The following is a 21,819-nucleotide window of genomic DNA, read 5'->3' as shown; positions in this document are numbered from 1 at the left end:
GCAGCACTGATTACCCCACATGACGCCGACCACATGGCAGGGGCGTTACACCCCACCCGCAGCACCGGTCACCTTCGCACTCCCCGCTGCATGGCTCTCAAGCGAGCCGCTGCCGCGGCCTTCTGCGCTTTCAATCGATCCACCGGATCGATTGATCTGCCCAAGGGCAGACCAGCTTCGAAGCCATCACCTTCCGGTCGGTCCGGACCGCCCTGTCTGGTGATGGGAGGTGTGTAGTATGGGAGTGGTTTGAGAGGGTGGGGATGGATTTGTTTTGTCCCACAGCCCCCTTTGACCTGCTTCGCAGGCCACTTCCCCCGCATGCGGGGGAAGGAGACCACCATCAGCGTTGCGTTTTCCTCCTCCGTTCACGGGGGAGGTGCCCGGCAGGGCGGAGGGGGCCAGCGCCAAGAATCCTGCGATTTGAATGACGCGTTTCATTCCGAAGATACCTGCGCAGGCAGGTATCCAGGATGATCCCTAAAACCCGCAACTGACGCTTCAGGCAAAGCACCTTGGACCCCTGCCTTCGCAGGGGTCTTCGGAATGGTAGGGATAGAACCCACAACGGAGCGCCACGCTCGACCGCGGGACGCGGTCTGAGCGTCCATCTTTCGAACTTTGATGGCACGCAGGGCGGCGATGGCTGGAGTTGGACCCTCAGACGGGCTTACGCCCGTCGAGGGTGACGCGTGTTTTGACGGGCACGTGTAAGATTACGCGCGGCGTGCCGCAGATACCTGCGAAGGCAGGTATCCATCGTAAAACCCCACGCTGGGACACGGAGGTTCAGGCGAAGCACCATGGACCCCTGCTTACGCAGGGGTTTTCGGAACGTGAGAGCCAAAGAAGAGGCTTGAGGACAGGGCCGCTGTCCGGCCGCCTAACCCCTCTGCCCGTGGATCGCTTCCACCGTACGGATGGCTTTCCAGGCGAGGACTTTGACGAGCAGCTTGCCTTCGGCGTTGCGCCATTCGGCTTCGATATAGCCGGTTGATTTCGAGCGGTTCACGACGTGCGCCTTGATGGTGATGTCGCCGTGGCTGACGGGTCGGAAGAGCTTGATCTGGAGGTCCTGCGTGGTGAAGGCCTCGCCGTCAGTGAGGGCGGAGAACATGCAGATGGAGACGACGTGATCGGACAGGGCGCCGACCCAGCCGCCAAAGGCGCGGCCCGGCTGGATGTCGTGGCTGCCATCGTTTGGCCAGACATAGTGGACGCGGCCGGGCTCGATCTCTTTTAGCCAGTCTTCGGGCATGATGCCGAGCTTCGCGATGCCTTTTGGCTTGCTTGGCCAGTCGCCAGAGCTGATCCCCTTCAGGAAGCCCTGAAACATCGGCGAATAGTCTTCTGGATTATAGGCGAGGCTCATGCGAGGCGGGCTCCGTTCGGGACTGGCGTATCTGGTGCGGCCAGCACAATGGCGCCGCCGTCGTCGGGGAAGCCAAGGGTCAGGACTTCGGACATGAACTTGCCGATCTGGCGTGGCGGGAAGTTCACCACGGCCATGACCTGACGCCCGACAAGCTGTTCGGGGGTGTAGTGTTCGGTGATCTGGGCCGAGGATTTCTTTTCGCCGACACCCGGGCCGAAATCGATGACGAGGCGGATAGCCGGCTTGCGCGCGCCCTCAAGCGGGGCGGCCTCCAGCACGGTGCCGATGCGCACATCGATCTGGCGGAACGTGTCGAAATCGGTCGGGTCTGCCGGGGCGTCGCCCGGCAGGTCTACCTTATGCATGGGTGTGGTCTTTCCTAGACGATGACGGAGCCGCCATCGACGACGATCATCTGGCCAGCCATGTATTTGCCAGCGTCCGATGCGAGGAAAATGGCTGCGCCGGCAATATCGACCGGGTCACCAATGCGGCGCATCGGCGTGCCTTTTTCGATGCGGGCGGCGTTTTCAGGGTTTTCCCAGAGCGCTTTTGCAAAGTCGGTCTTGATGAGGCCGGGGGCGACGCAGTTCACGCGGATATTGTGCGGGCCGAGCTCGATCGCATAGTTGCGGGCAAGCTGGAAATCAGCCGCCTTGGAGATGTTGTAGGCGCCGATCACCGGAGAGCCCTTGAGGCCACCAATCGATGAGATGATCACGATTGCGCCGTCCTTGCGCTCCTTCATCTCTGGCGCGACCATCTGGATCAGCCAGTGATTGGAGATGATGTTGTTGGAGAGGATCTTCTCGAACTGCTCATCGCCAATCTCTTCCATCGGGCCATAATACGGGTTGGAGGCGGCGTTACAGACCAGAATGTCGATCTTGCCGAAAGAGGCGCGCGTCTCGTCCACAAGGTGCTGAAGTTCATCCTTGGAGGAGATATTGGCCGGGACGGAGATCGCCGTGCCTGCGCCATGCTTCTCATTCAGCGCTTCAGCGACTTCCTGACAGGGGCCGGGCTTGCGCGAGGAAATGACGACCTTTGCACCTTGCTCTGCCATCTCTTCGGCGATCGATTTGCCGATGCCGCGGGACGAGCCGGTGATGAGCGCGACCTTGCCGGTGAGATCGAAAAGACTGGCCATGGTTTCCTCCATTTATTTCACATGTGCAGTATCTGGCGCCGCACCATATTCAAATCGCGCGCGCTGCCAATACCTTGCGGAAACCTGATGGAGTGAAACTCAGCTGCGCAGGGCAGCGACCGCGAAGAGGGCCCAGCCGATGAGCAGGCCGACGCCGCCAATCGGCGTAATGGCGCCGAACCAGCGCGGTGCGCCGAGCGTCATGGCGTAGAGCGTGCCGGAGAAGATCACGGCCCCGATGATCATCGCCCAGCCGCCAGCGGAAAAGAGTCCGGTGCGTCCTGACAGACTGGCGGCAAAGACGGCGACCGCATGAACAAGCAGGTAGAGCGTGGCGGTTTCCCACCAGCCGCGGCTTTCCGGTGAGAACCGGCCAGACATGCCATGCGCGCCGAATGCGCCGAGGGCGACACCAGCAAAGCCAAGAACTGAAGCGATAAGGGTCAATGCCATTTGGGGCCTCCAGCCAGCAGTCCTAGAGCAGGCGGCTGGAGGCCATCAATGGTGCATTCCGTCTCAGTGGACCGGTCAGGCGGCGTTGGCTGAGGCCTTGCCGACAAGCTGACCTGAGGCGTCTTCATAGACGAGGGAAGCTTCATCAAGGTCGACCTCTGGAAGGGCGTCCTTCTCGTGCCAATAGTCCTGCGTATGCTGCCATTCGAGATGATCGATCCGCTTCGGCATCAGGTGCTCACCGCGCTGCAGGTAGCCGGGGTTGAAGTCGACCGCGTCCATCCAGCTCATCCGCTCGAGGGCACGCTCATTTGCGGGCACTTGCGGGCGCACTTCGGCGGCGCCGGTCTGGTCCATATGTTCCAGCAGGCGGACCATGAAGTCGCCGAGCAGGTCGACACGCAACGTCCAGCTGGCGCGGAAATACCCGAAGACATAAAGCATGTTCGGCACATCCTCGATCATCATGCCGCGCCAGGTGAGCCGGTCATTGAAATCGATCGGTTCGCCATCGACAACAAAGGGAATGTTGCCGAGGAATTTGAGATTGAAGCCAGTCGCCGTGATGATGATGTCGGCTTCAAGCACTTCGCCGGACTTGAGCTTGATGCCTTCGGGGACAAAGCGGTCGATATGGTCGGTGACAACGCTGGCCTTGCCTTCACGCACCGCGTGGAAGAAGTCGCCATCCGGCACGAAGGCAATGCGCTGGCGCCACGGCCGGTAGTTCGGCGTGAACGGCGTCATGTCGCAATCCTCGCCCATGACGGCCTTGATGTTGTCGAACAGCATTTTCTTCACGGCGTCCGGGTCAGACCGTGCGGCCGCTGTGAAGTCACGCTGATCGGTCAGCGCTTTCTTGCGGATGATGGTGTGGATCCACTCCTCATCGATTTCGAGGCGGCGGAGCTCGTCGGCGAGGTCGTTCGCGTTGCGCCCGGTCGAGAAATAGGTGGGCGACCTCTGGAGCATGGTGACGTGGTCGCATGACTTTGCGATGTTCGGCACCAGCGTGGCGGCAGTTGCGCCAGAGCCGATGACGACGACTTTCTTGCCGGAAAGGTCGATATTGTCCGGCCAGTTCTGAGGGTGGACGATTTCGCCCTTGAAGCTGTCCATACCGTCCCAGTCGGGCGTGTAGCCCTTGTCGAGGTCGTAATAGCCCTGACACATCCAGAGGAAGCGCGCCTTTACGGTGTGCTCGCCGTCAGGGGTCTCATAGGTGACGGTGTAGAGCTTTTCAGCCGACGACCATTCAGCCTTCGTGATCTTGTGATTGTAATGAATGAGCGGGGCGAGGCCGTTCTCTTCGATGAACTCGCCCATATAGGTGAGGATCTCGTCGGCCGTGGCGATAGGCGGGCCGGTCCAAGGCTTGTCGCGGTAGCCGAAGGTGTAGAGGTCGCTGTCAGAGCGGATGCCGGGATAGGTGTGCACCTTCCACGTGCCACCAAAGCCGTCCAGCGCCTCAAAAACGGCGACCTTCTTGCCCGGGCAGCGGGTCTTCATGTGGCGGGCTGCTCCAACGCCGGAAATACCGGCACCGACGATGAGCACATCGAGTATCTGTTCGCTCATACTTGTCCTCCCTTGGACTTTTATGAGGTCAGACTAGCACTGCGGACGCCTCCAGACATAGGGGAGAGTGCCTATGCCGCAGCGGAATGCGCGGCGAGGGGCGGCCTGGCTCACCGCTTGTAGCTGCGATAGCTATGCTGGACGATAGCGACCACGTTCCCCGCTTCGTCTCGTTCGAAAATGACGGGCTCGCCTTCGCTCTCATCGTCGCGCTGGCGGTAGAACCGGTCACCTTCGTCATGGACAAAGATTTCCATGTTTTTCACTGGATCGCTGTTGAAGACAGAGATCGAAAACAGTTTGCCGTCATCGATGCCGATATAGCGGTCCCAGTCATAGTTTTCGGGTGCGTAATAGCCCTCAAAGTCGGACAGATCGACATCGGGCGCCTCGGTATCTACTTCGCCGGTGTCTTCTTCGTCCTCTGCCGCTTCGTCATCCGCGCCATGGACTGCCGTGACCTTTGCATTGAGAAAGTCATAGGCAAGCCGGGTGTAGAAGCCTGTGATGACGTCATTGGCCGTCATCATCATCACATAACCGGTCTTATCGGGCAGGCGCATGACGAACTCGGTCCGCGAGCCGGGGCAGTAGCCGCCATGGCCCCACAGCGTTTTCTCTCCGTAGCGGTTTGCCGCATAGGCGAGCCCCCAGGCAGGTCCATCGAAATCCTGGTTGACCCAATGGACGCGTTGCATGTTGCGCAGCGTGGTTGCTTTCAGGATTTCCTCACCGCCATTTTCGTGCAGACGGAAGTGCCAGCTGGCGAATTTCGCCATGTCATTGACGCTGGACGCGATACCCGCGGCCGGTGCGTAGGCCTTGAATGTGTGCTCCGGGACGGGGGCGCGCTCACCCTTGCCGTTACGGACATAATAGCCGCGCGCAAAACCGTTGCCGACCTCTTCAAACGGCATGTCGGTGCGCGTCTCGCTCATGCCGAGCGGCGTGAGGATCGTATCGGTGATATAGTCGCCCCAGCTTTTGCCGCTTGCCCCTGCAATCGCCTCGCCGATAAGGGCCATGCCGAGATTGGAATACTGCCAGTGATCATAGGGCCTGTAGAGCTGGTCATGGGCACTGGTCGAGGCCATGAGGGCGGCAGTGTCCGGGAATGACGTATCGGTCCAGAAGTCCTCCACGCCTTCGCGAGGCAAGCCTGAGACATGGCTGAGAATATTGCGAAGGGTGGCGGTTTCCTCGGCGCCCGTTTCATCCTTTGGGCCGTCCGTGCCGACATAGTCGAAGATCGGCTGATCGAGATCGAGCGATCCTTCCTCCACGAGCGACATCGCTGCAACGCCGTTGAAGAGCTTCGAGACAGAGCAGATGCTGAACACCGTATCGCCCGTGACAGGCGTGCCGGTTTCCTTGTCTTCGACACCATAATGGTGAGACCAGACCAGCGACTGGTCATGGATAAGGCCAAAGGATGCGCCAGGCACCGCTTCTCTCTCGAGGCGGGCATCGATGATCGCCGCGAGGGCGCGGTAGCGCGACTCCAGCTGCTCTTCGGCAGATTGCGCCGAAGCGCCTGCGCCGAACGCGGCAAGGCCAGTTGTTGCGATAAGCATTGTGCGGATCATGACACCCCTCCAGAGTCTTTTCCGGACAAGCTTAGCAGACGGTCGCGCGAAGGCGAGCGGAAACCCGGCCGGGGCCGGGCCGCACTCAGCTTGCCGGGATCGAATAGGTCACGATGACGTGGCTTGCGACCTTGTCGGAGCCTTCGGCGCGAATTTCCACCTCGGCGACGGCGAGCGTTTTGCCGAGCTTCATCAGCTTTGCCTCTGCGATAACGGCTTCGCCGATACAGGGGCGCAGGAAGTTGATGTTGAGGTTGCTCGTCACCGTCATCGGCGTGATCCCGAGGCGCGTGAAGATCGCCATATAGGTGACGCTGTCAGCCAGGGTCATTTGCGTCGGGCCGGAGATGTAGCCGCCGGGGCGCAGGTGTTCTGGGCCAGCCTTCAGGCGCATGATGGCGTGGCCATCTTCCATCAGGATGACTTCGGACCGGTTCTGGGAACTGTTGAAGGCCTTGGTGAGGAAAGCGTTTGCTTCCTCCGCAGTAACTTTCGACGTCATGTCTCTCCCCGCGTCAGTGATTGATCCCGGTCTCCGGTTTCGACAGTGTAGGCAAGAGGAAAGACCCGCCAAGAGGTCACGACAGGGAAGGAAACCGGATGTACGATCCGCTGGAGGGATCACACACGGCACCGAAATTTGCTGCGCCCGATCCGGGCGAGGCCGCCCGCTGGTATGAAAAGCATCTGGGCTTTCGGACGACTGTGTTCGACGATGGGAATTACGCAATCGTCCGGCGCGGCAAGCTGGCGCTTCATCTCTGGAAATGTGCCGACCGGTCCATAGCGGAGAACACAGCCTGCTATACGGAAATCGCCTGTGTCGAGCATCTCGACCTGCTTCACGCCGAATGGCTCGAAGCCTCAACCTATAACGACTTCGTGCCGGGGCGTATCGAGGCTGAACCCAAGGATCAGCTTGGCCATGGCATGCGCGAATTTCATCTCTGGGACCCTGCCGGAAACCTTATCGGGTTCGGCGCAAGTATAGAAAAGAAAGGCTAGCCAATGCTCACATGGGGCGACGAATACCCGATCCACCAGACACCTGAACCGGTCTGGGTCGCAGGGTCCGACCGCAATTTCTACGACCGCTACTTCTTCAATGGCTATTCGAAGGATGGCTCTGTCTTCTTCGGCGCGGCCTTTGGTGTCTACCCGCACCTCAACATCATGGACGGCGCGTTTTCGGTCCTGAAGGACGGGGTGCAGCATTCGGTACACCTGTCGCGGGTCATGCACCATGAACGGATGGATACGCGCGTCGGGCCGATGAAGATCGACGTGCTCCAGCCGCTTCACTCTGTGAAGATCACGCTGGAAGGTGCTGAGGGCATCTCGGGCGAGCTGACCTTTGAAGGGCGTCACTTCCCGGTTGAGGAGCCACGCTTCCAACGCCGCTCAGGCTCGCGCACGGTGATGGATGTCACCCGCATGACGCAGAATGGCTACTGGAATGGCTGGATCGAGGTGGACGGCGAGCGCATCGAGGTGTCGAGCTATTACGGCACGCGCGACAGAAGCTGGGGTGTGCGGCCAATCGGGGCGCAGGACCCGCAGCCCGTGGTTCCTGAAAAACCGTTCCAGTTCTACTGGGTCTGGACGCCGCTCAATTTCGAGAACCTCGCCGTCTATTTCCACGTCAATGAGGATGAGAAGGGCGAGAGCTGGAACACGCGCGCTGTGCTGGGCATGGACGGCGCCGATGCGGACGGTCTGATGCATCTCGATCATCCGAAGTTCTCGGCTGAGTATGAGGCCGGTACACGCCGGATCAGCAAGGGCCTTCTTGAGGTCACTGATACGCAGGGCCGCTTGCACAAGGTTCATTATGAACCGCAGTCTATCTTCCAGATGAAGGGGCTTGGCTATGGCCATCCGAGCTGGGGCCATGGCGTCTATAAGGGCGAGTATGCGATCGAACGGGAGGACTTCAAACCGGGCGTGATGACCTGGAAAGAGCCGACCAATCTGCACATTCAGGCGATCTCCAAGGTGACCCATGAAGGCCCTGACGGGAAATCGTCAGAGGGCATCGGCGCGCTGGAGCAGCTCTTCATCGGGCCGCATGCGCCATCTGGCTGGAAGGACGTTCTGGACGCCTAGCCCCATAGATCTCTTGAGGGCGGGAAAACGGTTCCGCCCTCATATGTCAGGCCGTGCTCGACATCCTTTGAGAGCCAGAGCGGGCCATCGAGATCGACGGCGTCGGCGAGCGTACCGAGAAGCACGGCCGGGGCCATGCTGATGGAGCCAGCCACCATGCAACCAACCATGACGCCGAGACCGCAGGCCTTGGCCTCGCGGACCATGGCGATGGCTTCGGTGAGGCCGCCAGTCTTGTCGAGCTTGACGTTCACCGCGTCGTAAAGCCGGGCGAGGTCCTGCACCTGCTCACGTGTGTGGGCGCTCTCATCGGCGCAGATCGCGACTTCCGGCGGGCGCTTCAGGAGCGCGCCATCCTGGCCATCAGCGAAGGGCTGTTCGATCAGGACGACGCCGAGCTTGGCTGCCTCACGGGCAAGGCCGGGTAGGGCGCCAGCCTCAAGCTGTTCGTTTGCATCGAGAATGAGTCGGGCGTCGGGGCGTGCTTCGTGGACGGCGCGCACGCGGTCCATATCGCCGTCGCCGCCAAGCTTGACCTTGAGCAATTTGCCGGGCGCATCTCTGGCCGCTTTCGCCATTTCATCTGCGCTGGAGAGGACGATGGTCACGGCTGTTTCGAGGGGTGCCGGTTCTGGAAGGCCAGCGAGTTGCCAGACGGGTTTGCCTGTCCGCTTTGCTTCAAGATCCCACATGGCGCAGTCGACGGCGCAGCGCGCGGCACCTGCGGGCATAAGCGTCTGGAGCGCGTCGCGCGTAAGGTCGCCTTCAATGGCAGCGCGGTGTTCTTCAATGGCGGCTATGACGCTTTCGACCGTTTCGCCATAGCGTCCATAGGGCACGCTTTCGCCGCGGCCTGCCGCCCCGTCCTGCTGCAGCGTCACGAGTACTGATTCGGCAGATGTCTTGGCGCCACGTGAGATGGAAAATTCCCGCGCCAGCGGGGATGAGACGTGCTCAATTGAAAGCGTGATCATATGCAATAAGCTCTAGCTGTATTGCCGGATGTTGTAAGCAGCTTGCTGTCATGCTCAAGGTCCGCGCGCGCATACGCTTTGAGCGAGAAACAGGACCGGCATGCCAGTTACGCCTGAATATGAGCTGACGACTGACGCCTCGCGCGGCCGGCTCAGCGTGTCCGGCGACTGGACCATCCATACGGTCGGCAAGATTTCAGACAGGCTTGCGTCCGAAGATGCCTCCGGACTTGATGGGCTGGAGGTCGATTGCGCCGAGCTCGGCAAGCTCGACACCGCAGGCGCCTTTGTCATCGACCGTTTCGCCTGCCGCTCAGGCGCAGGCAACGTTGAGCCAGTCAATGCGAGCGACCAAGCCACTGCGCTTCTGAAGCAGGCGGGTGAATTGCGCCCAGAGCGTGACGACGAGGCGCGCAAGAGGGAATTCGGCGTCGTTGACCTTCTGGAGCGGACCGGGCGCGCCACGATGCATTTCATCGACGAGACGGTCGAGACGCTCTCTTTTCTGGGTGAGACCATCATGGCGATGGCGCACATCGTGACGCGTCCGTCCAAGATGCGCTGGACGGCGCTTGTCTCTGTGATGGAAGATTCTGGCCTCGATGCGGTGCCGATCGTTGCCTTCCTCTCATTCTTCGTTGGCATGGTGGTCGCCTTTATCGGCGCAACGACGCTTTCAGAATTTGGCGCAACGATCTTTACCGTTGAACTGGTCGGCATCGCGATCCTTCGCGAGTTCGGTGTCATCCTCACAGCCATCATTCTGGCTGGTCGCACAAATTCCGCATTTACAGCGCAGATCGGCGCGATGCGCATGCGTCAGGAGGTCGATGCGATGACAACGCTTGGCCTGAACCCGATGGATGTGCTGGTTGTCCCGCGCGCTTTCGCAATGCTCGTGATGACGCCGGTCCTGACACTTATAGCTGTCCTGTTCGGCGTTGGCGGCGGTGCATTCGTCAGCTGGCTAGCGCTCGATATCAACCCGACCGTGTTCATGAATCGCCTGCAGAACTATGTTCCAATTGAGAATTTCTGGGTCGGTATGTCCAAGGCGCCGGTTTTCGGGCTTGTCGTCGCCCTGATCGGTTGTCGTCAGGGGTTGCTGGTAGGTGGGAGCGTTCAATCTCTCGGCCAGTCGACAACGAAGTCGGTCGTTCAGGCCCTTTTCTCGATCATCGTCATCGATGCGCTATTCGCCATCTTCTATCTGGAGCTTGGCGTATGAGCGAAGAAATTGCGATCAAGGTTCGCGGGCTCACGACCGCTTATGGCACGCACACGGTGCATGAGGGGCTCGATCTCGATGTGATGAAAGGCGAGGTGCTTGGTGTTATCGGCCCGTCGGGTACCGGCAAGTCAGTCCTGCTTCGCGCCATCGTCGGACTGAAGCCACCGGAGACCGGCACGGTGGAGGTCTTCGATCAGAACGTCACAGACCTTTCGGGCGATGATTTGCGTGAAGTCCAGAACCTCTGGGGCATCATGTTCCAGGACGGCGCGCTGTTTTCGAACCTCACCGTGCGCGAAAACGTTATGGTCCCGATGCGTGAGCATACAGACCTTCCAGAACCACTTATGAAGCAGCTTGCCGACCAGAAGCTGCGAATGTCCGGTCTGGATGATAGCGCCGGGCCGAAATTCCCGTCAGACCTCTCTGGTGGTATGCGCAAGCGGGCAGCCCTGGCGCGGGCGCTGGCGCTCGACCCGCCGATCCTTTTCCTTGATGAGCCGACGGCCGGTCTCGACCCGATCACGGCGGCAGGCTTTGATACGCTGGTGCGCGAGCTGCAGAGCGCGCTGTCGCTTACCGTGTTTCTGGTCACCCATGATGTTGATACGCTGGTTGCGACCTGTGACCGGATCGCGGTACTTGGCCGTAAGAAAGTCATCGCGGCCGGTACGATTGAAGAGCTTCGTCGCAATGACGACCCCTGGATACAGGACTATTTCTGCGGCCCGCGCGGGCGGGCAGCACAGGCTGGAGAGAGCTAATGGAAACACGCGCAAACTATGCGCTGATTGGCGCATTCGTCATCATCGCGGCGCTCGCGGCTCTCGGCTTTGTGCTGTGGCTTGGCCAGTCGCAGTTCAACCGTGATTACGATGTGTATGATGCGGTCTTTGAAGGGCCGGTGACGCTCGAGGAGGGCGCATCGGTCCGGTATATCGGTATCAAGGTGGGCGAAGTGACATCGATCGGGATTGACCGGGATGATGCCTCCAAGGTCCGCGCGCGCCTTCGCGTCGACAATGAGACGCCCGTGAAGACCGACTCCACCGCTTCGATCGAGTTTGCGGGTATCACCGGGGTCACCTTCATCCAGATCAACGCCGGTGCGCCGCAGGCTGAATGGCTGAAGCGCGCTTCAAGCGAGAACATCCCTGAGATCAAGACCGAATCCAATCCGCTGAGCGCGCTGGTTTCCAGCGGTACAGAGGTCATGGGCCGGGCAACACTGGCGCTTGAGAGGATCGATGAGCTACTCAGCCAGGAAAATATCGATGCCGTGTCCAACACGGTGCAGAATGTTGAAGCCATCACATCAGCGCTGAGCGGCAATGGCGAGATCTTCACCGATGTGAACGACCTCCTCCAGAACGCCAATAATGCGGCGCAGAGCTTCGATCAGGCCTCGCGCGATCTTGGCCAGCTTGGCCGTGATGCGAGTGTCGAGGTCAAGCGCATTGGCGAAGAGATCTCGTCGATCACTGAAGATCTCGAAGCGGTCACGACGTCTGCCCAGTCCGCCATCGAGCGCGTTGAGGGCGCTGTTGATGCAGCTGCGACCGTGATCGAAGGGCCAGGGACAGATGCTGTTGTCGATTTCCGGATCGTTGCGCAGGACTTGCGCGTTCTCATTGCGCGGCTGGACCGATTGACGCGTGAAATCGAACAGAACCCGCAAGGCCTCCTGCGGAGCGATCCGCTGCCATATGAGAAGGATGGAGAATGACCTCCAAGAGAAGCATCTGCACCGCCGCTGCGCTCACGGTTTCGATCGCTGCCGCTGGCTGTGTGTCCGTCCTGCCAGAACAGCCAAAGCCAGAAGCGGTCTATCGGCTGGCAGAGCCGCAGGCACTGGCTGAGTTGCGCACGCATGTGGTGATCCGCGAGCCTGATGCGCCGCGCCTGTTTGCGTCGCGCACGATCACATCGCAGAGCCCGGATGGCGGCCTGAAAGTTGTCTCCGGCGTGGCCTGGGCCGATCGGGCGACGCGCATGTTCCAGGTAACGCTGCTCGATGCTTTCCAGGGCGATGCGCCGGGGCTGGCTGTCGATGATGTGACGGGCGTGAGCGGCGAGTATGAGCTCTACTGGCGCGTGTCTGAGTTCTCACTGGAGGGAACCGAAGGCGTCTGCGAACTTCAGCTGACCCTGCTCGATGGCCGTAGCCGCGTCCCGGTCGCGCAACAGTCTGTCTCGGCGCGATCAGGCGCTGCGGCGAAGGGAGATCTTGCCCGCGCCCGTGCGTTGTCTGATGCTGGACGTCTGTGCGTTGAGAAAGCGGCAGGGTTTATCGCAGAGCGGGCAGTGCCCCGCACAGATGAGGCGGATGAGAGCCTCGACGGCTGATCAGGCCATTGCGATGCTGGGGCTCGACGTCGTGGTCTTGCTGACCGGCAGGTAGAAGCTGACCATTGTTCCCTTGCCGACTTCGCTGGCGATCGAGAAGCGGCCACCATGCATTTCAGCAAAGGATTTGGTGAGGGCGAGGCCGAGGCCCGTGCCTTCATAATTGCGCTCCCTCGTCTCATGAACCTGTTCAAATGGCTGAGCGAGACGCGGAAGATGTTCTTTCGGGATGCCGACGCCTGTGTCGCGAACGGCCACACGGACAAAGTCGCCCTTATCCTGCACAGCAACAATCACGCGCCCGCCATCGTCGGTGAACTTGATCGCGTTTGAGAGTAGGTTGAGCACCATCTGGCGCACAGCGCGGTGGTCAGCATCGACCTCAGGCAAATCATCGGGGGCCTGCAGCGAGAGGTGGACGTTCTTCTCCTCAGCCTTGCGCCGGATCATGCGGACAGCGGCATCGACCGGGTCGACGAGGTCGATCGGTTTCGGGTCGATCGTCATCTTGCCAGCCTCGATCTTGGCGATGTCGAGGATGTCGTTGATCATGTCGAGAAGGTGCTGACCTGAGGTCAGGATATCGCGCGCATAATCGCGGTAGCGCTCATCGCCGAGCGCGCCATACATCTCGTTCACGAGGATTTCCGAGAAGCCGTTGATCGCATTGAGAGGCGTGCGCAACTCATGGCTCATATTGGCTAGGAAGGCACTCTTGGAGTCAGCAGAGCGTTCGGCCTTGGCCTTCTCTTCATTGTATTTGCGGGCAAGTTCTGCGTTATGCCCTTCGGAGCGGGCAAGCTCCTGCACGGCAGCGCTGAGCTTCTTCTTCTGGCGGACGAGTTCGTCTTCGCTCTTCACATCCTGCGTTACGTCGAGGCCGAATGTGATGACACCGCCAGCGGGCGAGCGGCGTTCGACAACCTTGATCCACTGGCCTGTCGCCAGCCCGACAATTGTCGTGTGGGGGTCTTCTTCCGAGCCGCGTTCGCTGACGGCATTGGCGGTGCGGGCCAGCATGATGGTCTCATAGGCGACACCGACCCTGACGACCTCCTCCAGCTGGAAAAGCTGTACGAATGCCTTGTTCCAGAAGGTAAGCCGGCGGCGACCATCCCAGAGGGCGAACGGGCAAGGAAAGTGTTCAATGGCGAGCCGTAGGCGAGCTTCAGAAGAGCGCTGACGCTCCCGCTGCCGGACCGCTTCAGTAACGTCGAAAACGACACCGCTCATGGTCGGCTGAGCGGCGTGATCCAGCCGGTCCATGCTGCCGCGAAACTCGACGAAGGTTTCGCCGCGTGACATCTTGGTCGCCACATCGACGGACATCGGCTTGCCCGTCCGGCAGGCATCAATTGCGCGCTGGAAGTTCTCACGATGTTCGGGGAATATCTGTTCCATGAGTTCGGACAGGTGAAGCTCGCCAGCCAGTTGCAAGCCGAAGAGGCGTGCAGTCTGATCATTCAGCCAGGCCATGCCGGTCTCTGGGGATATCTGCCATGCGCCAAGCTGGCCATTTTCGGCTGCGTTCGCGACGCGTACGGCCTTTGGATCGTCGCGCTTCGTCGCCTCGGCTGCGGGGTTCGCACCGCGGGCGGTGCGGTAGAGGCCGAAGACCGCCAAAGCGGGCGCACCGAGAAGGATGGCGTAGAGGAGAAACTGAAGGGCATTGGCCTGCGTCAGGATCGGGCTCGCCCGGTTGAGGCAGAGCCTGAAATTGGCTCCGGCTACGTCTGAACAAGCGGTCAGCGAGCGGCTAGTCAGACCCTGCCACCGAAAGCTGCTTTTACCATTCAGCACGGCTGCATTTGGGGGAAGGACGCTGTCGCCGCCGATAGACACTGTGCGATCACCGTCAAGAATGATGCGCTGGGATGCATTTGCACCGGGCAGCCACTTGTCCAGCGACACGCGCATGACGGTACCCGCCGCTTCATCGAGCGGGTGGATGAGCATGATTTCGTTGTTCGGCGTGATCCGCAGGCGCACACCGGCAGCGATCATTTCCTGCGCAAGCGCAGCGAGCTGGCGATTGCGCTCATCATTGGAGCCGCGCGCAGCCTGAATCGAAATGAGGCTATCGACACCGATGTCTGTGGCATCAATGGCGCCGAGCCTGCGACCCGAAGCACGAAGGACATCCAGCTTTTCCGTTGCACGGTCGGCAGCAGAGTTCAGCGCATGGCTGGTGAGAAGTGCGTCGCGTTCAGCAAGACGAAGTGCATTGGCATCGCGCGTCGACTGGGCATTCCATGCGACCATGGCGATGGACGCAGCAAGGATCACAAAGGTGACGACCAGAACAGCGGGGGAGGCCGGCCGACCTTCGGCGTTCCGCTTGGGACGCTTTTCCTTGTCATTCTGCTTCGCCAAGGGCGTGCCCCTTATCAACCCCGTCAACTTTCCTGCTTGATCAGAAAAGCTTTTCGTTAGGGTTAATAGGGGCTTGTCGCCTTAGCCGAGGGCGCGGGCAAGGATGTCGGACGCGTTCTTCGAAAGCGACTCCGACTGAAGCTGTTTGAGCACCTTTTCAGCGCTGGCCTTGGCGACGGGCTCCAGCTTCCGCCACTGCTCAAAGCTGGTGAGCAGGCGGGCGGCGAGGGCCGGGTTGCGCTTGTCGGCTTCGAGGATAATGTCGCCGATCACCTTGTGCCCCTCGCCGTCGCGGGCGTGGAAGGCGGCAAGGTTGGTCATCGAGAAGGCGGCGGCCACCGACCGCACCCGGTTCGGGTTCGAGAGATCAAAATCGGGATGCTGTGACAGGCGGCGTGCATCGTCGGCTGTGCCCTGGCCAGCCTGGACGGCAAACCACTTGTCGATGACCAGTGGGTTCTCATTCCAGGTTTCGTAGAAGCTCTCAATTACCTCGTCGCGCTCTGGCGTCTGAAACGGCACGAGCGTGCGAAGGCAGGCGAGGCTTTCGGTCATGTTCGGCGCAGCATCGAACAGGCTCTTCAGCTTGCGTGACGCGTCGGCGGTGTCGAGCGCGCCGGTGAGGCCAATCATGGCAGAGCGCAGGGCGCGAATGCCGGCTTGTTCGGCGTCCGGTTTGAACGGGGCAGGGGACGGCTTGGCAAGAATGCGTTCGGCGTCGGGTTTGAGGTTCTCGGCCAGCGCCTTGCGCAGGCGCTTGCGGGCATCGTTCAGGCCTGCGGGGTCTACCGGTTCGCGGTGCTGGAACAGTTCTCCAATGTCAGGCAGCGCGGTGAGCAGCGCGGCAAAAGCCGGGTCGCTTTCGTTCGACCGGACAGCATCGCCGAGTGCGCCAACCAGCGCCTCATCTGGCGGCGACTGCGGATTATCCAGCAGGCGAAAGACTTCGGTGCGGGCAAGCGTCTGGAAATTGTCCCAGATGTTGAATGGGTCGGTTTCGGCGGCTGCAAGCTCCAGCAAAACCTCATTGGTGAGTTCACGGTCGATACGGATCGGCGCGCTGAACTGGCGATTGATGGAGAGGAGCGGCTTTTCGCTTGTGCCCGTGACCTTCAGGTCGACGGTTATCTTCTTATCTTCAAGCACGATGACGCCTTCGCCATTGTCCCAGCCTTCGACGCTGACATGGGCGCCATTGCCGTCGAGCAGGGCGGTGCGAAGCGGGATCGGCACAGGTTCTTTAGTTGGCTGGCCGGGCGTTGCGGGCGTCTTCTGCGAGAGGGTGAGTGTGAGCGTGCTGCTTGCGGCGTCCCAGCTTTCCTCCACCTTCACTTCAGGCGTGCCGGCCTGAGCGTACCAGCGGCGGAACTGGCTGAGATCCTTGCCGGACGCTTTTTCGAAACAGCTGTAGAAGTCCTCGATAGTAGAGGCAGTGCCATCATACTCGTCGAAATAGATCTGCATGCCTTTGTTGAAGGCATTGATCCCTATAAAGACGGTCAGTGCACGGATAAGCTCGGAGCCCTTCTCGTAGACTGTCGCTGTGTACAGATTGTCGATGGAGCCATATTTGCTCGGACGGACAGGGTGGGCGAGCGGGCCAGCATCTTCAGCGAACTGACGTGCGCGAAGGCGCATGACGTCCTTGATGCGCTGGACCGGGCGTGAGCGCAGGTCTGATGAGAACTCCTGATCGCGGAAGACCGTCAGGCCTTCCTTGAGGCAGAGCTGGAACCAGTCGCGGCAGGTGATGCGGTTGCCGGTCCAGTTGTGGAAATATTCGTGGCCGACGATGCTCTCGATCGCTTCGAAGTCGGCATCGGTGGCGCTTTCCTGGCTCGCGAGGACGTAGGCCGAATTGAAGATATTCAGACCCTTATTTTCCATGGCGCCGAAATTGAAGTCGCGCACGGCGACGATGTTGAAGACGCCAAGATCATAGGCCCGGCCGAACCGCTCCTCATCCCATTTCATCGAGGCTTTGAGGCTTTCCATTGCCCATTCGGCGCTGGCGGCCTGCCCCTTGTCGACATAGACGCCGAGGTCGACATGGTCGCCATTCATCGTGGTGAAGGTGTCGCGCCAGACATCATAGTCGCCAGCGCAGAGGGCAAAGAGGTAGGACGGCTTTGGGTGCGGGTCGTCCCATTCGGCGTAGTGGCGGCCATCAGAATGATCGCCGCTTTCGCCTGGCGTGCCGTTGGACAGCAGGATGGGATACTTAGACTTGTCGGCATCCATGCGCACATGGAAGCGGCTCATCACGTCAGGGCGGTCTGGCCAGTAGGTGATGTGGCGAAAGCCCGTCGCCTCGCACTGGCTGCAGAAGCGTCCGCCAGAGATGTAGAGACCTGATAGCGCGGTATTGGCGGACGGGTTGATGGTGACGTCGGTCTCAAGGACAAACTTATCCGGGACTTTGTGGATCGTCAGCGTCTCGTCGGTACGCTCATAGGCATCAGGGCCGAGCGTTTTACCGTCGAGGCGGATCTCATTGAGGTCCAGTTTGACGCCGTCGAGAACAAGCGCGCCTGGCTGCGTGCGGCGGACATTCATGCGTGCTTTCACCCGTGTCGCTGCTGGTTCGAGAGAGAAGTCCAGCGAGACCTGGTCGATCTCAAATGGATAGGGCGTGTACTCTTCCAGCTTTACCGAAACGGGCGTGTCTGTGCGCAGCATGATTCATCCTCTGTCATCGTCCTGCATGACAGATAGGATGTCTCCTCGGGCCTCTCAATCACCCGCGATGGGATGGGCTGACTTTACTCTGCAGCCTGTCTCGGCGCGCTCGCGACATCATAGATGTGGCGCAGCGCATCCTTGGCCGGTCTAAGCAGGGTCTTCATCTCGTCGGGGACCTGATCAGGATGGCGGGCAGTATACTCGGCCAGCTTGCGAACCATGGAGAGAAGTTGCGGCGAGTTCACGATCAGGCGGGCCTGATACTCGATCTTGTGTGGATCGCGGTCATATTCTGACCCCGGCACGCGCCAGCCGCCCCAGTCATTCTCATCGGTCATGACGACCGGGAACGTGCCGGGGAAAGGGTGGCCGGAAACGTCATCGCTTTCCTGCCAGCGGTTCTTGGCGCGCTGGATGCGCCAGTGTTCCGTGGTCGGGTCATCTTCCATCCGCGCCTTGGACCGGCCGTGCATCACCTCTTCAGAGACAAGCTCGGGGGCGGAAAACTCGCGTCCAAGACCGACATCATAGGTCACGCGCAGAGGTTCTTCGACATCCTTCACCCAGTGAGGGATGACTTTCTCGATGATTCCCCACGTGCCGACGGGCTTGATGAAAACCCGCTGTGACTTGTGAAACAGTGCCTTGGCCATTCGCGTACTCCAGTCTGGGAATTGCTATGGCACAGCAGTTTTGAGACGCGGTGAAACAGGTCGGTGAAATTTCACCTATCGCGCAGCAGCTTCCTTACCTTGCGATACCGCTTTTCGCCTGCGGAGACCGCGCTATGCTCCCTTTCAAAGGCTTACAAAGGGAGATGAGGTCGTATGAATTTCGACTTTTCAGAGGACCAGAAATTTCTCGCGGGCGAGGCGCGTAAATTTCTCAATGCACAATGCACCACCGCGCATGTCCGTGAGGTGCTGAACGACGAAAGCAAGAGCCATCATGATGGCGTCTGGAACAAGGTCGTCGAGATGGGCTGGATCGGGACAGCGATCCCGGAAGAGTATGGCGGGCTTGGCCTCGGCATGCTGGAGCTTTGCGTGATCGCAGAAGAAATGGGCCGCGCTCTCGCGCCTGTGCCATTTGCTTCGACCACCTATTTCTTCGCTGAAGCTCTCAAGGCGGCAGGCTCTGAAGAGCAGAAGAAGGAAGTGCTTGAGAAGGTCGTCAGCGGCGAAGTGGTCGGCTGTTACGCTGCCAGCGAAGGCCCGGGCAATCCGGAGCCTTCCAAGCTCAAAACCACATTTGATGGCTCGAAGCTCACCGGCACGAAAATCCCGGTCACCGATGGTGACATTGCGACCCACGCGGTCGTCCTCGCCAAGGAAGGATCTGGCGCGAGCCTCGTGCTGGTCGACCTGACTGGAGCAGGTGTCAGCCGCAAGAAGGTCAGCACGCTCGAGCCGACCCGCAGCCACGCCGAGATCACCTTTGACGGTGCCCCGGCCCAGCGCCTCGGCAAGGCCGGCGAAGGTGAAGACTATCACAACCGTGTGCTCGACCGCGCAGCCGTCCTGCTGGCGTTCGAACAGCTCGGCGGCGCAGACCGTTGCCTCGAAATGGCGACCGAGTTTGCCAAGGATCGCTATGCGTTCGGCCGTCCGATTGGTGGCAACCAGGCGATCAAGCACAAGCTTGCTGACATGTATGTGAAGAACCAGGTCGCGCGCTCAAATTGCTATTACGGCGCGTGGGCACTTTCGACCGATGCGTCGGAGCTGCCGGAGGCTGCGGCATCATCCCGCCTTGCGGCGAGCGAAGCCTACTGGTTTGCTTCCAAGGAGAATATCCAGACGCATGGCGGCATGGGCTTCACCTGGGAGGTGGACTGCCACCTCTTCTATCGCCGCGCCAAGCTGCTGGCGGTGCAGGCTGGATCGCCAAAGGTCTGGAAAGAGAAACTCGTTAGCGCGCTTGAGCGCAAGAATGCTGCCTAGGAGGACTTAAAATGGACTTCAATGACACAAAAGAAGAAGCAGAATTCCGCGTCGAGGCGCGCAGCTTCCTTGAAAAACACCTGAAACCAAAAGACGCCAATTCCCCGCGCCGCCCAACCGGTGAGGACTTCCTGAAGCGCGCAAAGGAATGGCAGAAGACCAAGGCTGAAGGCGGCTTTGCGCAGATCACCTGGCCCAAGGAATGGGGCGGTCGTGGTGGCACGGCCATGCAACAGGTCATCTGGAATCAGGAAGAGGGCAAGTTCGACGCCCCAACTGGCCCGTTCACGATCGGCCTTGGCATGTGCGTGCCGACGGTCATCGCGTTCGGCTCTGACGAGCACAAGAAGCGCTATGTTGAGAAGGCGCTCCGCGGCGAGGAAATCTGGTGCCAGCTCTTCTCTGAGCCAGCTGCCGGTTCTGACGTTGCGGGCGTGAAGACCCGTGCCATCAAGGACGGCGATGAGTGGGTCATCAATGGCCAGAAAGTCTGGACCACCGGTGCGCACTTCTCTGATTACGGCATCGTGCTGACCCGCACCGACCCGAAGGCCCCTAAGCATAAGGGCCTCACCATGTTCATCGTGGACATGCACCAGAAAGGCGTCGAGGCAAAGCCAATCCACCAGGCATCTGGTGGCCGCGAATTCAACGAAGTGTACTTCACTGATGTTCGCATCCCCGATTCCGACCGTCTGGGCGAAGTTGGCGATGGCTGGAAAGTCGCGCTGGTGACGCTGATGAACGAGCGTCTGGCCGTCGGTGGTTCGCCGGGCCCTGACTGGAAAGAGATCATGGAGTATGCCCGCGATACGGGCTCGCTCACCGATCAGGCTTTCCGTGAAAAGCTTGCTGACTGGTATGTCGCCGCACAGGGCTACAGCCTGACCAAGTTCCGCACACAGACGGCGCTGTCGCGCGGTGATACGCCGGGGCCTGAAAACTCCATCGGCAAGATCATCACGGCCAACCAGCTTCAGGACATCTGTAACTCGGCCATCGAGATGCAGGACCATTACGGCATCATGAATGATACCGACACGATGCCTGCGAACGCACTGTTCCAGCAGAGCTTCATGTGGGCGCCGGGCCTTCGCATTGCGGGCGGTACCGACGAGATCTTGAAAAACATCATCGCCGAACGCGTTCTGGGCCTGCCTCAGGATGTTCGTGTGGACAAGAAAGTGCCGTTCGACGAATTGAAACAGGGCTGATCAGGTCTCTCCTTGCGATTGCGGGCGCAGGTGTTAAGCCTGCGCCCGTTACGCGTTCTAGAGGGGAGTTTTCATGAACCGTCTACTGGCCTGTGCCGCTGCTGCGTTCGCAGTGGGCGCCCCTCTCGTTCAGGCGCAGGAAGCCGCGCAGCCGCAGCGCGCGCAGGCCGCTGCCCCCAATCCGATGATCATCGCGCTGCAGGGACTACAGGTCGCCGTGCTCGCCAATCCGGACGGCGGGATTGCCTCGGTGCAGTCCGAAGAGGGCGATCCGGCAATCGTGGTCTTCCTGACCCCCGGCGCCGCGCAGGCGCAGCTTGCCCCGCTCGAAGACCAGTCGATGAATATCCGCATCGTGGACCTCGGGCGTCTGCTGCTCGACTGGAAGGGCGCGATTATCTTTCAGGGCTCGCAAGCTGAAATCGCGAACGCCCGTGAGCTGACCCCTGAGGTCGGTGACTTCATGGCGCCGGTCTTCTTTGTCACGAGCGGCAGTCTCGAAGTACAGCTACAGACCGCTGAAGGCCCGGTGACGCCTGTCATGACCAGCTATTCGGACGCGCAGGCGCTTTCTGAAAAGCTTGCTGGCAGCGACGAGACGGCGAGCGACCCGGTCAACATCATTCCGATCGAGTTTGCGACCTTCCTGCAGGCGATCGAAGATCATGGGCAGGATGTCGGCTACCGCTTCTTCACCCATCCTGAGACGGTCATCGCCATTAATCAGAGCCAGCGCGCGGCAGCCGGCGGCCAGTAGCGGGCAGGCGGGCGGGCTTCCCCGACGCCATGATTGCAGGCTTGCGGGATG

20 protein-coding genes are annotated in these 21,819 nt (G+C 60.4%); 9 read left to right on the top strand and 11 right to left on the bottom strand.

What is annotated here, in order from left to right; all coding sequences use genetic code 11:
* Positions 1 to 883: 883 nt before the first annotated feature.
* From D1222_RS12400 to D1222_RS12370, 7 genes are all read right to left on the bottom strand, one after another.
* Entirely contained in the window at positions 884 to 1,372 is a 489-nt protein-coding gene (locus D1222_RS12400; protein ID WP_119454562.1) for a PaaI family thioesterase, read from the bottom strand.
* Complete coding sequence (locus tag D1222_RS12395; RefSeq protein WP_119454561.1) at positions 1,369 to 1,740, bottom strand: tRNA-binding protein; 372 nt, start codon at positions 1,738 to 1,740, stop codon at positions 1,369 to 1,371. The genes D1222_RS12400 and D1222_RS12395 overlap by 4 nt, the downstream gene beginning before the upstream one ends.
* Positions 1,741 to 1,754: 14 nt before the next feature.
* Positions 1,755 to 2,525, bottom strand: a complete 771-nt coding sequence (locus D1222_RS12390) for an SDR family NAD(P)-dependent oxidoreductase (RefSeq protein WP_119454656.1) — start codon at positions 2,523 to 2,525, stop codon at positions 1,755 to 1,757.
* A gap of 99 nt (positions 2,526 to 2,624) precedes the next feature.
* Positions 2,625 to 2,978 carry a DUF423 domain-containing protein gene (locus D1222_RS12385; protein WP_119454560.1) on the bottom strand — a complete coding sequence of 118 codons (354 nt, stop codon included), beginning with the start codon at positions 2,976 to 2,978 and terminating at the stop codon, positions 2,625 to 2,627.
* Between the two features lie 75 nt (positions 2,979 to 3,053).
* Positions 3,054 to 4,556 carry a flavin-containing monooxygenase gene (locus tag D1222_RS12380; protein ID WP_119454559.1) on the bottom strand — a complete coding sequence of 501 codons (1,503 nt, stop codon included), beginning with the start codon at positions 4,554 to 4,556 and terminating at the stop codon, positions 3,054 to 3,056.
* Positions 4,557 to 4,666: 110 nt separating this feature from the next.
* A complete protein-coding gene (locus D1222_RS12375) occupies positions 4,667 to 6,142 on the bottom strand; it encodes a serine hydrolase domain-containing protein (protein ID WP_119454558.1) in 1,476 nt (491 codons plus the stop codon).
* 85 nt (positions 6,143 to 6,227) lie between these two features.
* Positions 6,228 to 6,644 (bottom strand): PaaI family thioesterase, encoded by a 417-nt coding sequence (locus D1222_RS12370; protein ID WP_119454557.1) that lies wholly within the window; start codon positions 6,642 to 6,644, stop codon positions 6,228 to 6,230.
* A gap of 98 nt (positions 6,645 to 6,742) precedes the next feature.
* Between D1222_RS12370 and D1222_RS12365 the strand changes: the two genes are divergently transcribed.
* Entirely contained in the window at positions 6,743 to 7,147 is a 405-nt protein-coding gene (locus D1222_RS12365) for a VOC family protein (RefSeq protein ID WP_119454556.1), read from the top strand.
* A 3-nt stretch (positions 7,148 to 7,150) separates the two neighbouring features.
* Positions 7,151 to 8,248: a hypothetical protein gene (locus tag D1222_RS12360; protein ID WP_119454555.1), complete on the top strand. Its 1,098-nt coding sequence runs from the start codon at positions 7,151 to 7,153 to the stop codon at positions 8,246 to 8,248.
* Here the strand turns inward: D1222_RS12360 and dgcA are convergent.
* The gene (gene dgcA / locus D1222_RS12355; RefSeq protein ID WP_119454554.1) at positions 8,245 to 9,222 is read right to left on the bottom strand and encodes an N-acetyl-D-Glu racemase DgcA; all 978 of its coding nucleotides are present in this window, start codon (positions 9,220 to 9,222) and stop codon (positions 8,245 to 8,247) included. The two genes, D1222_RS12360 and dgcA, sit on opposite strands and share 4 nt — an antisense overlap.
* Before the next feature lie 100 nt (positions 9,223 to 9,322).
* On the opposite strand from dgcA, the gene D1222_RS12350 reads away from it, so the two are divergent.
* The 4 genes from D1222_RS12350 to D1222_RS12335 are packed head-to-tail and all read left to right on the top strand — an operon-like array spanning position 9,323 to position 12,799.
* On the top strand, positions 9,323 to 10,450 hold the full coding sequence (locus D1222_RS12350; protein ID WP_119454553.1) for an ABC transporter permease: 1,128 nt from the start codon (positions 9,323 to 9,325) through the stop codon (positions 10,448 to 10,450).
* Entirely contained in the window at positions 10,447 to 11,217 is a 771-nt protein-coding gene (locus D1222_RS12345; RefSeq protein ID WP_119454552.1) for an ABC transporter ATP-binding protein, read from the top strand. Before D1222_RS12350 ends, D1222_RS12345 begins: the two co-directional genes overlap by 4 nt.
* A complete protein-coding gene (locus tag D1222_RS12340) occupies positions 11,217 to 12,179 on the top strand; it encodes an MlaD family protein (protein WP_119454551.1) in 963 nt (320 codons plus the stop codon). The genes D1222_RS12345 and D1222_RS12340 overlap by 1 nt, the downstream gene beginning before the upstream one ends.
* Positions 12,176 to 12,799 (top strand): ABC-type transport auxiliary lipoprotein family protein, encoded by a 624-nt coding sequence (locus tag D1222_RS12335; protein WP_119454550.1) that lies wholly within the window; start codon positions 12,176 to 12,178, stop codon positions 12,797 to 12,799. The genes D1222_RS12340 and D1222_RS12335 overlap by 4 nt, the downstream gene beginning before the upstream one ends.
* On the opposite strand, the gene D1222_RS12330 is transcribed toward D1222_RS12335, so the two are convergent.
* The 3 genes from D1222_RS12330 to D1222_RS12320 form a co-directional block, all read right to left on the bottom strand.
* Entirely contained in the window at positions 12,800 to 15,172 is a 2,373-nt protein-coding gene (locus tag D1222_RS12330; RefSeq protein WP_119454549.1) for a sensor histidine kinase, read from the bottom strand. It lies immediately after the preceding gene.
* Positions 15,173 to 15,253: 81 nt separating this feature from the next.
* Entirely contained in the window at positions 15,254 to 17,851 is a 2,598-nt protein-coding gene (gene pepN / locus D1222_RS12325) for an aminopeptidase N (protein WP_119454548.1), read from the bottom strand.
* A gap of 83 nt (positions 17,852 to 17,934) precedes the next feature.
* Positions 17,935 to 18,507, bottom strand: coding sequence for a hypothetical protein (locus D1222_RS12320; protein WP_119454547.1), 573 nt, complete (start codon positions 18,505 to 18,507; stop codon positions 17,935 to 17,937).
* A 174-nt stretch (positions 18,508 to 18,681) separates the two neighbouring features.
* Here D1222_RS12320 and D1222_RS12315 point away from each other — a divergent pair, with 174 nt between their 5' ends.
* The 3 genes from D1222_RS12315 (at position 18,682) to D1222_RS12305 (ending at position 21,768) form a co-directional block, all read left to right on the top strand.
* The gene (locus tag D1222_RS12315; RefSeq protein ID WP_119454546.1) at positions 18,682 to 19,797 is read left to right on the top strand and encodes an acyl-CoA dehydrogenase family protein; all 1,116 of its coding nucleotides are present in this window, start codon (positions 18,682 to 18,684) and stop codon (positions 19,795 to 19,797) included.
* A gap of 11 nt (positions 19,798 to 19,808) precedes the next feature.
* Positions 19,809 to 21,011, top strand: a complete 1,203-nt coding sequence (locus D1222_RS12310) for an acyl-CoA dehydrogenase family protein (protein WP_119454545.1) — start codon at positions 19,809 to 19,811, stop codon at positions 21,009 to 21,011.
* Between the two features lie 73 nt (positions 21,012 to 21,084).
* Positions 21,085 to 21,768, top strand: a complete 684-nt coding sequence (locus tag D1222_RS12305) for a hypothetical protein (RefSeq protein ID WP_119454544.1) — start codon at positions 21,085 to 21,087, stop codon at positions 21,766 to 21,768.
* The last annotated feature ends 51 nt before the right edge of the window (positions 21,769 to 21,819 follow it).

It is taken from the genome of Henriciella algicola, assembly GCF_003576245.1.
Taxonomy (GTDB): Bacteria; Pseudomonadota; Alphaproteobacteria; order Caulobacterales; family Hyphomonadaceae; genus Henriciella; species Henriciella algicola.
Note: the sequence above shows the minus strand (reverse complement) of the source record. Positions and strands in the feature narration are given on the sequence as shown.